At 44.1% G+C, this 12,759-nt stretch carries 10 protein-coding genes; 5 read left to right on the top strand and 5 right to left on the bottom strand.

Features of this window, described 5'->3' with window-relative positions; genetic code table 11:
* Positions 1–32: 32 nt before the first annotated feature.
* Positions 33–1,289 carry a methyl-accepting chemotaxis protein gene (locus tag ACRQQK_RS15805; protein ID WP_457512943.1) on the bottom strand — a complete coding sequence of 419 codons (1,257 nt, stop codon included), beginning with the start codon at positions 1,287–1,289 and terminating at the stop codon, positions 33–35.
* A 98-nt stretch (positions 1,290–1,387) separates the two neighbouring features.
* Between ACRQQK_RS15805 and ACRQQK_RS15800 the strand changes: the two genes are divergently transcribed.
* Positions 1,388–2,164: a potassium channel family protein gene (locus ACRQQK_RS15800; RefSeq protein WP_457512941.1), complete on the top strand. Its 777-nt coding sequence runs from the start codon at positions 1,388–1,390 to the stop codon at positions 2,162–2,164.
* Positions 2,165–2,219: 55 nt separating this feature from the next.
* On the opposite strand, the gene ACRQQK_RS15795 is transcribed toward ACRQQK_RS15800, so the two are convergent.
* A complete protein-coding gene (locus tag ACRQQK_RS15795; protein ID WP_457513208.1) occupies positions 2,220–3,737 on the bottom strand; it encodes a CYTH and CHAD domain-containing protein in 1,518 nt (505 codons plus the stop codon).
* Between the two features lie 205 nt (positions 3,738–3,942).
* On the opposite strand from ACRQQK_RS15795, the gene ACRQQK_RS15790 reads away from it, so the two are divergent.
* The 3 genes from ACRQQK_RS15790 to ACRQQK_RS15780 all read left to right on the top strand — a co-directional run bounded on the left by ACRQQK_RS15790 (position 3,943) and on the right by ACRQQK_RS15780 (position 6,784).
* Positions 3,943–4,623 (top strand): TIGR00153 family protein, encoded by a 681-nt coding sequence (locus ACRQQK_RS15790; RefSeq protein ID WP_457512939.1) that lies wholly within the window; start codon positions 3,943–3,945, stop codon positions 4,621–4,623.
* Between the two features lie 136 nt (positions 4,624–4,759).
* Complete coding sequence (locus ACRQQK_RS15785) at positions 4,760–6,019, top strand: inorganic phosphate transporter (RefSeq protein ID WP_457512937.1); 1,260 nt, start codon at positions 4,760–4,762, stop codon at positions 6,017–6,019.
* A 156-nt stretch (positions 6,020–6,175) separates the two neighbouring features.
* Positions 6,176–6,784, top strand: a complete 609-nt coding sequence (locus ACRQQK_RS15780) for a TIGR04211 family SH3 domain-containing protein (RefSeq protein ID WP_457512935.1) — start codon at positions 6,176–6,178, stop codon at positions 6,782–6,784.
* 81 nt (positions 6,785–6,865) lie between these two features.
* Here the strand turns inward: ACRQQK_RS15780 and ACRQQK_RS15775 are convergent, their stop codons facing one another.
* Together ACRQQK_RS15775 and ACRQQK_RS15770 are read right to left on the bottom strand one after the other, a co-directional pair.
* The gene (locus ACRQQK_RS15775) at positions 6,866–7,651 is read right to left on the bottom strand and encodes a general secretion pathway protein GspB (protein ID WP_457512933.1); all 786 of its coding nucleotides are present in this window, start codon (positions 7,649–7,651) and stop codon (positions 6,866–6,868) included.
* Entirely contained in the window at positions 7,651–9,276 is a 1,626-nt protein-coding gene (locus ACRQQK_RS15770; protein WP_457512931.1) for an ExeA family protein, read from the bottom strand. The genes ACRQQK_RS15775 and ACRQQK_RS15770 overlap by 1 nt, the downstream gene beginning before the upstream one ends.
* Positions 9,277–9,364: 88 nt before the next feature.
* Between ACRQQK_RS15770 and ACRQQK_RS15765 the strand changes: the two genes are divergently transcribed.
* Entirely contained in the window at positions 9,365–10,591 is a 1,227-nt protein-coding gene (locus tag ACRQQK_RS15765) for a multifunctional CCA addition/repair protein (protein WP_457512928.1), read from the top strand.
* Positions 10,592–11,400: 809 nt separating this feature from the next.
* Here ACRQQK_RS15765 and eno read toward each other — a convergent pair.
* Positions 11,401–12,702 carry a phosphopyruvate hydratase gene (gene eno, locus ACRQQK_RS15760; RefSeq protein WP_457512926.1) on the bottom strand — a complete coding sequence of 434 codons (1,302 nt, stop codon included), beginning with the start codon at positions 12,700–12,702 and terminating at the stop codon, positions 11,401–11,403.
* Positions 12,703–12,759 lie beyond the last annotated feature (57 nt).

Genomic DNA, 12,759 nt, shown 5'->3' with positions numbered 1-12,759 from the left:
GCTTATGCATGACTTATCGATGTCAGAAGGAATTAAACTTTAAATTCAGTGATTTTGCTGTCCAATACTTGGGCATTTCCTTGCATGATTTCTGAGGTTTCAAGCAACTCAGTTACGACCGTAACCGAAGCTTCCACCAGCTCTCTCACATTGGTTAAGTTCTGGTTCATCTCTTCTGCAACACTACTTTGTTGGCCCGCAGCCGTTGCAATTTGGAAGTTCATATCGTTAATTTGCTGAACTTGAGCCACAATACCATCAAGCTCAGTTCCTGCATTAGTCACTAGTTCAACACCTTCAGCAACTTCAACCACACTCTTTTCCATCAGCTCTACCGCTGAGTTCGCACTGCTTTGAAGTTGAGAAATCATATCTTGAATTTCTACCGTTGCAGTTTGAGTGCGCTGCGCAAGATTACGAACTTCATCTGCAACAACCGCAAAACCACGGCCAGCTTCACCAGCACGAGCCGCTTCAATAGCCGCGTTAAGTGCCAATAGGTTTGTTTGTTCAGAGATGCTTTGGATAGTACCAACAACACTACTGATTGATTCAACACGCTCTTCAACTTGGTTTACAGCCTGAGCAGATTTAGAGATGTCTTTCGAAAGCTCACTCATTTTGCCGACCGTACTTTTCACAAATCGTTGGCCTGTCTGAGCTTGTTTAGATGCATCTTCGGTTAAGGAAGACGCGCTTTGCGCATGCCCTGCTACTGTTTGCACCGTTGAAGACATTTCGCTCATAGCAGTTGCTAGCTGGTCGATTTCATTGAACTCTTCTTGAGCTGACTCTTTGGTTTCAGACATGCTGAGCGTCATAATTTCAGTCATAGCCGTAAGCTCTTGGGAAGCATCGACCTGAGCAACAATCAATTCTTTTAATTGAAGACGTGTTTTTTCCAGCTCTTTCGCCAGTTCGCCGTATTCATCTTTACAATCCATCTCGATAGCCGCAGATAAGTCACGACGCGCCATCTGTTTGATTGAGTCACTAAGATAATGAGTTTGACGCAGCATGATACGCGCTGCAAAAAGAAGCAATACGACAAATACAGCTATCATCAAACCTGTTTGCCAAACTACTTGCACGATGTAGTCGTCGTAATGTTTCTGTGCGACTTCGACATTTTGGGTTGCCGCCAAAAGTGCATTATAAAAGGTATGAGCATCCCAAAGTTGCTTACCGATGATCAGGAAAGTACTGAACACCATCAGCATTACCATCTTAGGAACAAGGCGAACATTTGTTATTACTCGTTCCCATGGCTTAAATGCCATTGTTGTCATTGTCATGCCTCCACAATGTCTTATATATTGAAAATCGCTTATTTATCACTACTACAGTGAAAAAATCTTCACGCACGTTGAATTATTTCGAGCCTCGTATGAAAAAAGATAGTATCAAAGATGAAACGAAACCTATGGGATTGTTATCACTCATTTTGTCTTTCTTAGCTCTATTTGTGATCTCAGGCTTACTATTTTTTCCAATAGAGCCAGAAATGCGCCATTTGTTTATCGGCCTAGACTTCCTTATATGTAGTATTTTCATCCTACAACTTTGCGTAGATTTGATCCGGTCTACAGATCGAATGCAATTTATGAAACGGCACTGGATAGATTTCGTTGCGAGTATCCCGATGATCGAGCCTCTGCGCTACGCACGTATTTTCCACATCCTAAGAATTATTTTAGTCATTCGTTCAGGAAGAGTTATCGCTAAACAACTACTTTCAAACCGCAGAGAAACCACCATTGCGTCGATCTTATTACTGTTGGTTTTGATGATGACGTTGGGTTCAAGCTTGATGTTGTTTTTCGAAACCAAAGATCCTCATGCGAATATTCAATCCGGTGGAGATGCTTTGTGGTGGGCATTAGTGACCATTTCAACCGTAGGTTATGGTGATCATTATCCAGTCACTACGGCAGGACGTTTGATTGCGACCGCTATGATTCTGTGCGGCGTGGGGATCTTCGGTATGATTTCAGGTTTGATCACGTCACTGCTCACATCTCCCGACAAAAAGCAGCTGTTACATGCACAAAGAGAGCAGCAGATGCTGCAACAGATAGTTGTACAGCAAAACGAAATTTTGCGCCGGATAGGAGAGCTGGAAAACAAACCTGATCATCCGCAACAAAGTAAACCAGTGGAATAGAAAACAAAAAGGGATACTAACAAGTATCCCTGATTCAAAAAGCTCAATGTCTTAATTAGTCACGCCAGTAAGGATGAGCTTCTACACCTATAATTCGAGTCTGCTCCATGGCATGTAAAATCGAATTCTCTTGGCGGATCAACCAGCGTTGTAGCTGCTCTTTTTCCTCACCTTCGAGCTTCTCAACAAACGGTTCCAACGTTCTTAAGGTTAACAAATCGTCGATACCGTGCAACAGATCCGCCCAAGGCATGCGGAAAGAGTTACGTTCTTCTGAATCGTACAAACTTGCGAAACCAATTCCGGTATAAAGATTTCGCATCAAACGATACTGCTGATCAATATACTCTTGGCTGCTCAAATGATGCTCTGGCGGGAACGACTCGATCAATTCAGCCCAAGTTCGATCCAGCTGCTTGGCAGAGAATCGAAGGATGTTGGTCGCCATTTTTTCACGCGCTTTTTCATCGAGAAACGGCTGCCATCCGCGAGTCAGGATCCAGCGGCTTAAATCAAGCAACAAACCGGTATAACGAGCAGAGTTGAGCAAACGTAGGTTTTCTTCCCGTTGAGGTAAGTTATCTTGCTGCTCTTTCAGTTCAGCAATTAAAAACTTACGCGCATCCAATTTACGCAGTGCATAACCTTTATCTTCAAGAAGATCATCAAGATAATCGTAAGACTTTAACCAGCTCAACTCTTCTTCCAACCACTTCAGCTCCTGGCGCAAAATCGCACTTGCTCGACGAGGAACAACGCCGCCGTAGATGCTTAGAATCTGGCGAATAAATCGAATGCTGTTGCTGATTTCATGCAATGCAGGGATTGAATCACGCTCTGTATAGATTTGCTCATGGTAGTGCCAATGAGACAGCGCATGTTCCAGCGAGTTAATCAAACAATACTCAACCGTGTCTTGACTGCTGGTATTCACTAAACTTAGAGGCTTAACTTCATCGCCTTGATAATCGGCGGCCAGACGATAACCTCTTGCTGCTTTACTCAGGTTGCCTAGGCGCATTCCACCGTTATCGCAGAACTGACGAGCTAAGGTAAACAGCGCATCGGTTTGCCCAGATTTCAGTTCTAACTCCACTTCGCAAATTGGATACTCTTTATCACCCGCAACCACTAAACCTTGGTCAAAAGCGACTTCAACCTGACTACCGTCCGGCATGCCAATTAACCATTGTTCACGAGTAAAATTAGTAGAGAAGAGCGCGCTAAGCTCAGATTGCAGAACATCAACTTCTTTGCCTTGAGGCCAAATGTCAGCAGGGTGAAGCGAGAGTTCAGGTTCGTTGCTCTGATGTTCAGCGTTGAATTCCGGTCTTTGATGTAAACCAGCAACGACGCGTCCTGCAGTCTTTACCGTTTGAACATACACATCATCAAAACGTCGGATTCGTAGCCCTATATCATGTTGACGTAACCAGTTATCAGGAGTATCAAAATACGTATTACCTAGCTCTCGACAACTGTGCTGAAGTACTTTTGTATCAGAAATCTTTTGACATAAAATTTCTGAAAAATCTGGTGACACAAAAAACTTCAGTTCTATCTCGGTTTCCATATATAACCCTTTCAAAGCAGATACCGAAAGGATATTGCCTAAAACGCGGCTGAGCAAGAGTGAAATATAGACCGTTTGATGATCTAAAACAGTTTTCATGACACTGTTAATGGGTTAACATGCGCGCCTTTATAGCCATCGCTCAACATTTAGCCATACAATGGTGTATGTTTTTTTAAGGTTATAGTTATTAGGTTGAATGACCATGCCAGTAAATACAATTATGGGGTTATTTGCAAAGTCCCCTATAAAGCCTTTGCAACGACACGTAGTGTGTGTGAATGAATGCTGTTCTTATCTAGTGCCTTTCTTTGAGGTTTGTGCTACTGGAGACTGGGAAAAAGCATCTGAAATCCGCGCACAGATTTCTCATTTAGAGAAAGAAGCTGACGTGTTAAAGCGCGAAATTCGCCTTAAACTTCCTCGTGGTTTGTTTATGCCTGTAGACCGTACAGACATGCTCGAACTTCTCACACAGCAAGATAAACTTGCCAACCTAGCAAAGGACATTTCTGGTCGTGTTGTTGGTCGCGAGCTTATTATTCCTGAACCTCTCCAAGCTGACTTTATTATCTATGTGAAACGTTGCTTAGATGCAGCGGCTCAAGCACAGAAAGTTATCAACGAGCTAGACGAATTGTTAGAGACTGGCTTCAAAGGCCGTGAAGTAACACTCGTTGCTGAAATGATTAATCAATTGGATGAAATCGAAGACGATACTGATGTTATTCAGATACGTCTGCGTCAAAAGCTAAGAACCCTAGAATCTTCGCTTAATCCGATTGACGTTATGTTCTTATACAAGATTTTTGAATGGGTTGGCGGTATCGCTGATCAGGCGCAGCGCGTTGGTGCTCGTCTAGAAGTGATGCTTTCTCGCTCATAAATTTAAAGTTAACCAAATAACTAAGAGCTATTTTATAAAACTGAACTAAGCGTTAATTTTTTATCGCCAACGGTTTAAATTCGTGCCTAAAACACGAAAAAATAGTTCCGCTTGTTATAAACAACTAGGTATAAAGATGGATATCCTTGCTAACTACGGCACTGTCCTGATTATTGTTGCTGCCATTTTCGGTTTCTTAATGGCTATCGGTATTGGTGCGAACGACGTTGCGAACGCAATGGGAACATCAGTTGGTTCTAAAGCTCTAACCGTTAAACAAGCGATTCTTATCGCGATGGTGTTCGAATTCGCAGGTGCTTACTTAGCCGGTGGTGAAGTAACTGACACAATCCGCAAAGGCGTGATTGATACATCACTATTTGCTGAACATCCTGACGTTCTTATTTATGGCATGATGTCAGCTCTACTAGCAGCAGGTACTTGGTTACTGCTTGCTTCGTATATGGGCTGGCCAGTCTCAACTACTCACTCAATTATCGGTGCGATCATTGGTTTTGCATGTGTATCTTTCGGTACTGAAGCGGTGGATTGGGGCTCGGTAAAAGGTATCGTTGGTAGCTGGATTGTTACCCCTCTAATCTCCGGTATCTTTGCATATTTCATATTCATCAGTGCACAACGACTGATTTTCGATACAGAAAAGCCGCTTCTCAATGCTAAGCGCTTTGTTCCTGTGTACATGTTCATCACAACGATGGTGATTGCACTTGTAACCATCAAGAAAGGTCTTAAGCACGTTGGCTTACACCTTTCAAACACAGAAGCTTGGTTATGGTCTGCTGGCGTTTCTGCGCTAGTAATGGTTGGTGGCTATCTTTACATTCAGAAGAAATTTGCTAACCGTGAAGACGACCATAGTTTTTCTGGTGTAGAAAGTATCTTCAGTGTTTTGATGGTAATTACCGCTTGTGCCATGGCATTCGCTCACGGTTCAAACGACGTTGCAAACGCGATTGGCCCGCTGTCTGCAGTTGTGTCTACTATCGAACACATGGGCGAAATCACAGCGAAAAGCTCTATTGCTTGGTGGATTCTACCTCTCGGTGGTTTCGGTATCGTTGTTGGTCTAGCAACCATGGGTCACAAAGTGATGGCAACGGTTGGTACAGGTATTACAGAGCTAACGCCTAGCCGTGGCTTCGCAGCTCAGCTTGCTACCGCATCTACAGTAGTATTGGCGTCAGGTACTGGTCTACCGATTTCAACCACTCAGACACTTGTTGGTGCGGTTCTGGGTGTAGGTTTTGCGCGTGGTATCGCAGCATTGAACCTAGGAGTTGTACGTAACATCGTTGCTTCTTGGATTGTAACGCTTCCAGCTGGTGCTTTATTGGCTGTTGTGTTCTTCTATGCTATTCAAGGCGTTTTCTCTTAATTAATTAAGTCAATGCTTTGTTAAGGCGATGTCATTATTGACTCAAACGCACATAAAGGGAGGCTTTGCCTCCCTTCTTTGTTGCACGCGAATAAGAAACTTTTTACTATTTGCCACATGAGTGTAAAGCTACAATTTATAACTAAGGGATTTACCGTGAAAAAACTTATCTGCATGGTGTTATTTTCCATGTTAGCAAGCCCAGCGTTTGCACAAGACCGTTACATCGCCGATAAGCTGTTTACTTATATGCATTCTGGTCCAAGCAACCAATATCGTATTATCGGCAGCATTGACGCAGGTGAGAAAGTTCAGCTAGTTTCAACCAACAAAGAAAGCGACTACAGCGAAATTGTAGACTCTCGCGGCAGAAAAGGTTGGGTGGAAAGCCGTTTTGTGACTCGTGAAATAAGTATGGCAGTGCGTTTACCACAACTTGAAAAAGAGTTATCTCAGGTTAAATCGCAATTAGCGAATGCGCGTCAAAGTGCCGATTCCGAAAAAGCAGGTTTGGTTGAGTCTTTGGAAGTTCGCAACCAACAAATAGCGCAACTCGAACAAAATTACGGTGAAATCAGTAAGCAGCTAACAGCGTCTCAAACTGAGATTCGTGAATTGCGTGCGAAATTGGATACACAGAAAGAAGACTTACTACTGAAATACTTCACTTATGGTGGTGGTGTTGCTGGTATCGGTTTACTACTGGGTCTTATCCTTCCGCACATTATTCCACGACGTAAGCGCAATCCTGCTGGTTGGGCATAAACGTTATCAAATTGAAAAAGGTCACTCGCTAGTGACCTTTTTTGTTTATGCTGACCAGTGCTTTTTGAGAAGCAACAAAATCTATCCTTGCCAGTGGTAGAGCGCAGGAATTTCAATCAACTGCTGTTCGAACTGCACCAAGGTTGTTTGAGGATTAATTTCTACCAGCATCACACCGTCTGACAACATATCCCCTTCGTGATATTCCACACCATTCATTTTTATCCAACGCTTACTTTCAGAGCTAGCATAAACGTGGGTCTGAAAATCCATCGCGGGTAGATGACCTGAGTACTTATCAGCATTTTGCACCAAGGATATCGCTCTTGAATTACTGCGTTTAGAAGCGCTACCTGTGCTTTTCATCGCAGACTCTACTCTCATAGCAAGCGCAGGCGAAAGACCACTCAGATCCAGTTGTTCTAGATTTAAAGGTGTATCGTCCTTCTGCACGGAAGTTGAGAGATCTGATGTTTTAGCCACTGTCGTTTCATTGGTTTGCTTAATATCAAATGATGGTGCGTCTTCCGTTTCAGCTAAAACCTGTTCAGTTTGAGCAGTAATAAGATAGGTACTTTTTAGCTCATTAAACTCAGGGTAAGGCAGAAACTCAGCTGGTGCTGGAATTTGTTCCACTAGCGCAGGCTGGCTCATTACTTGAGTGATATTCTGTTGCTGAAGTTGATAACTTTGATAGCTCAGCAGCGAGACAGTCACAGCACTCGGCACAATCAACAATAAGCTGTGATACCAGCGGAAAAGCTGGGGCTTCTCGGCTGAGAGAGTCGCAGAGCTATACCCATGAGTCATAGTATTAGACTGGTAACCTTGGTGTGACGATTTCAGCGCATTCATTACTTGCGACATTATGCACCTCCTACCAAGTGTGACGCACCGAGTTTAGGAGCGTCCAGCTTAGGTGCATCTTGCTGTGTAAGCAGCTCTAGACGGCGCAGTGTTTGTTCTCCCGCAATGCCATCCACATACATATTCTGCCAACGCTGAAACAAGGAGACCTTACGCTTTACTTCTTCATCAAACACTTGTGTTTCCCGCTCCGGCTCGCCCAGAATTTGCGATAACTTTCGGTCAAGAAGAGCTATCTCCTGGCCTTTCATTCCGCTCTTTAAAGTCTGTTTAAAACTGGCTTGCCAAGTTAGATGAAATTCACCCTTCCACAACGGCGATATCCACTGCTTATCAATACGTATATGTTCACCATTCACCAGAAGCTCCAGCTCATCTCCATTTAAGCGATACAACACTGCGTAACTCGGCTTGTTATCAACCTCAAGCGTTAACACCACCGGCATATTGAGCTGAGAGAGAGTCTGCCAGTCACCTTGACTTGGCATACATTGCAAAAGCGATGAAGTATCGGACTGGCAAAAGGTATCTGTTACCGATGCCTGATACCCCCATACCGCATAAAGAGCACGCAGCGCACTGCTTAGGTCCTCAGCTTGAATGAGAACCTCTTCAACTTGTTTTGGAAATACTGTTTCTTGTAGCGCTGGTTTTGCTTCTGGCTGTGGCCAATGATGAGCCACCTGCTCGTTGATGATAGGTGGAAGCCAATACGCACTTGCGGCAGCTAAAGAAAGGCCGATTAAACTGCACGTTGCAGCAACGAAAGGGAAACGCGGAGAAGAAGGTTTTGCATCCGAGCGCTGGTAGACCGTTGATTGAAAGCTCATCACTTGCTGACAAGCCCATTTTACTCGCTCTAAACCGAGTTCTTTTTCACCAGCTTTAAATGCACCTTTCAAGCTGTTGTCACAGACCAAATTAATCAGCCGCGGAATTCCGTGGGTTTCACGAGCAATCCACTTAGCGCATTTGTTAGAGAACAAATTCCCATCACCACCCGCTTGTTGCAGGCGAAAACGGATGTAATGAGCCGTTTCGACTTCATCGAGAGGCAGCAGATGATATCGACCAGTAATTCGCTGTGCTAACTGGCGAAGCTGAGGCAATTGAAGTTTCTGTTGCAGTTCAGGCTGACCGATCAGTAACACCTTCAACAGCTTTCGGCTGTCTGTTTCTAGATTGGTCAGCAGTCTTAGTTGTTCTAAAACATCGGGCGCAAGGTGCTGTGCTTCATCGATAATCAGCAGGATCTGAATACCAGCAGCATGCTTATCCAAAAGAAATTGGTTAAGAGCCTGACTGAGTTTTTTGATCGTCGTTTTTTTCCCATAACTAACGGCAAACTCATCACAAATGGCTTCCAGCAGCTCTTGTTCTGAAAAGGTTGGATTAAGAATAAATCCAGCTTGAGTATTGTCAGGCAAATTATCCAGAATCGCTTTCGCTACGGTCGTTTTCCCTGTACCAACCTCGCCAGTCAACATGGCAAAACCACCACCGTCCCCCAATCCTTCTTGCAGATGGGAAATGGCCTCTTGGTGACGTTGACTTAAATACAAATAGCGAGAATTCGGCACAATTGAGAAAGGTAACTCAGCTAAACCGAAAAATTGTTGATACATACCCCTGCCTCTATCAAAGTGATTAAGCGCAAAGTATCATTGCCGCTGACGATTATCCAACGACATTAATGATTTTTGAGGCGGTTTAGTGCAAGTTTACCTAGTTGGCGGCGCCGTTCGCGACAAGCTACTCGACATCCCTGTTTACGATAAGGACTGGGTTGTGGTGGGAAGTAGCCCTGATGAAATGTTAAGCCAAGGCTTTACCACTGTTGGCAAAGACTTTCCTGTCTTCTTGCACCCTAAAACCAAGCAAGAATACGCACTTGCCCGTACCGAGAGAAAATCAGGTGCAGGCTACACTGGCTTCGAATGTCACTTTGCACCCGATGTTACGCTGGAAGAAGATCTGATCAGACGCGATCTCACCATAAATGCAATGGCACAAGCTGAAGATGGCACACTTATCGATCCGTATGGCGGACAGCGTGATCTTAATGATCGCATTCTACGCCATGTATCCGACGCCTTTATTGAAGATCCGCTTCGTGTTCTACGCTTAGCCCGCTTCGCAGCCAAGCTGACTCATCTTGGCTTTACCGTTGCAGAAGAAACCATGACTCTTATGGCTCAAATCGCGAATAGTGGCGAGCTTGAGCATTTGACCGCAGAACGTTTATGGCAGGAGTGGCATAAGTCCCTGTCAACTAAGAATCCTGAAGTATTTCTTTCTGTACTGAGAGATTGTGGCGCGTTGAAGGTTGTTCTTCCTGAACTCGATCGTTTGTTTGGTGTTCCTCAGCCGGAAAAGTGGCACCCTGAAATTGATACCGGTATTCACACTCTTATGGTGGCGAAACAAGCGGCTCAGCTCTCTTCGTCTCTGACCGTGCGATTTGCCGCGCAAGTGCATGATTTAGGCAAAGGCGTCACACCAGAATCAGAATGGCCAAGCCATAAAATGCATTGCCATACCGGTATGAAAATCATCAAGAAACTGTGCGAACGAGTTCGCGTGCCGAATGAATTTAAAGAGCTGGCGCTACTGGTTTGTGAGCAGCACTCAAACATCCATAGAGCGGCAGAACTGAAAGCCAGTACCAAACTCAAAATTCTCAATAAACTCGACGTATGGCGAAAGCCAGAGCGTTTAGAAGAGGTGCTACTCTGCTGTCAGGCAGATCACTCAGGTCGTTTAGGTTGTGAAGAGAACCCTTACCCGCAAAAAGCACTATTTGAGGCTGCTCATCAAGCCGCACTGAGTATCGAAGTGAAGGACATTATTGCCGATGGCTTTCAGGGCAAAGCGATTCGCGATGAACTAGAGAAAAGACGGATTGAGACGATTTCGTCTTTGATTATCGGGAAGGAATAGGAATACTTCCGCAAACCGTTCAAGACATCCATGTGCACTTAAACAAGGGCATCCATGCCCTTGTATGTTTGCTCCAGCATACCTATTCCCCCTTCAGCAAAATAATTCAGAACAGATAGTTTCTTAAAATGTATAAGGAAGGTCAGTGAGTATCGATAAACAAACCTTATTTGCCATGGATGGTAAATTGGAGCTTCATGGATGAATTAATGCGTGTTTGTGTTCGATACTTACTTACCTTATCACCCGAGCCCCAAGTAAAAATCCACCTGCATAGCAGGTGGCTTTGAATGGCCCCCTATAAGGGGGCTATAACACATCAAGTTATATAACTAGCGTCGGTGAGCGCTTTAGTATTCAACTTCTACGGCAGAGAACATCCATTACACCCCGTATTTTTGTCGAATCATAACTTTTAAGCCGTTATTGTATACCCTGTCCCTTAACCTTAATGCCTTTCGGGCATAGCCCAAAAGGACAATCACCACCTTCATAGAAGGTGGTTTAGGGTTAGAAAACAAAAAACGCCCCACCGAAGTGGAGCGTTTCTAAAAGCTTTAAAGCTAAACTTTATTCAATTAAGAATTAAGCTTGGCCTTTAACTTATTTAAGACCGCTTCTTGTAAAAAGAAAGGGGAGCACGACTAGCTAGCGCTTCTTTGATACGGATAAGTTGGTTGCTTTCTTTTAGGTATAGCAGCAACACAGTCAGAACAGCTCATCGCTCTTAATTACCCGTATTTAAACAAAAACCCCCGCCGAAGCGAGGGTTTCAAAGTTTATATAACCAATATTAACTCAACTAAGAATTAAGCTTGGCCTTTAACTTCTTTAAGACCGTTGAAAGGAGCACGACCAGCTAGTGCTTCTTCGATACGGATAAGTTGGTTGTACTTAGCAACACGGTCAGAACGGCTCATAGAACCAGTTTTGATTTGACCTGCAGCTGTACCTACCGCTAGGTCAGCGATAGTTGCATCTTCAGTTTCGCCAGAACGGTGAGAGATTACTGCTGTGTAACCTGCGTCTTTAGCCATCTTGATTGCAGCTAGAGTCTCAGTTAGAGAACCGATTTGGTTGAACTTGATAAGAATAGAGTTAGCAACGCCTTTCTCGATACCTTGAGCAAGAATCTTAGTGTTAGTAACGAATAGATCGTCACCTACTAGCTGGATCTTACCGCCAAGTAGTTCAGTTTGGTGCTTGAAGCCATCCCAATCTGACTCGTCTAGACCATCTTCGATAGAAACGATAGGGAATTTTTCAACTAGACCAGCTAGGTAGTGGTTGAACTCTTCAGAAGAGAAAGTTTTACCTTCGCCTTTCATGTTGTAGATGCCAGCGTCTTTGTCGTAGAACTCAGATGCTGCACAGTCCATAGCTAGAGTAACGTCTTTACCTAGAACGTAACCAGCCGCTGCAACTGCTTCTGCGATAACTTCTAGCGCTTCAGCGTTAGATTTTAGGTTAGGAGCGAAACCACCTTCGTCACCAACAGCAGTGTTGTAACCTTTAGACTTAAGAACTTTAGCTAGGTTGTGGAATACTTCCGCACCCATACGTACAGCTTCTTTAAGAGTTGCAGCGCCAACTGGTTGAATCATGAATTCTTGGATATCAACGTTGTTATCTGCGTGCTCACCACCGTTGATGATGTTCATCATTGGTAGAGGCATAGAGAATTGACCTGCAGTGCCGTTTAGCTCAGCGATGTGCTCGTATAGAGGCATGCCTTTAGCAGCAGCTGCTGCTTTAGCGTTTGCTAGAGAAACAGCTAGGATTGCGTTAGCACCAAAGTTAGATTTGTTTTCAGTACCGTCTAGGTCGATCATCACTTGGTCAACAGCAGCTTGGTCTTTAGCATCTTTACCAACTAGAGCGTCAGCGATTGGACCATTTACAGCAGCGATTGCTTTAAGAACACCTTTACCTAGGAAACGTGATTTGTCGCCATCGCGTAGCTCAAGAGCTTCACGAGAACCAGTAGATGCGCCAGATGGAGCTGCCGCCATACCAACGAAACCGCCTTCTAGGTGTACTTCAGCTTCTACAGTTGGGTTACCACGTGAGTCGATGATTTCACGACCTAGAACTTTAACGATCTTAGACATTAATGTTTCCTCTCGTTGAATTTAAATGTCAAAACTATAAAGGACAGCTGCACAACT

The organism is Vibrio sp. C8, assembly GCF_054051265.1.
The sequence above is the reverse complement of the archived record's forward strand: the minus strand, read 5'-3'. Positions and strand labels throughout refer to the sequence as shown.

Excerpts from the sequence above, each read along its gene's own strand:
- ACRQQK_RS15795 (WP_457513208.1), bottom strand. The coding sequence starts at position 3,737 with ATGGAAACCGAGATAGAACTGAAGTTTTTTGTGTCACCAGATTTTTCA.
- ACRQQK_RS15790 (WP_457512939.1), top strand. The coding sequence starts at position 3,943 with ATGCCAGTAAATACAATTATGGGGTTATTTGCAAAGTCCCCTATAAAG.
- eno (WP_457512926.1), bottom strand. The coding sequence starts at position 12,702 with ATGTCTAAGATCGTTAAAGTTCTAGGTCGTGAAATCATCGACTCACGT.
- ACRQQK_RS15770 (WP_457512931.1), bottom strand. The coding sequence starts at position 9,276 with ATGTATCAACAATTTTTCGGTTTAGCTGAGTTACCTTTCTCAATTGTG.
- ACRQQK_RS15785 (WP_457512937.1), top strand. The coding sequence starts at position 4,760 with ATGGATATCCTTGCTAACTACGGCACTGTCCTGATTATTGTTGCTGCC.
- ACRQQK_RS15805 (WP_457512943.1), bottom strand. The coding sequence starts at position 1,289 with ATGACAACAATGGCATTTAAGCCATGGGAACGAGTAATAACAAATGTT.
- ACRQQK_RS15775 (WP_457512933.1), bottom strand. The coding sequence starts at position 7,651 with ATGTCGCAAGTAATGAATGCGCTGAAATCGTCACACCAAGGTTACCAG.
- ACRQQK_RS15800 (WP_457512941.1), top strand. The coding sequence starts at position 1,388 with ATGAAAAAAGATAGTATCAAAGATGAAACGAAACCTATGGGATTGTTA.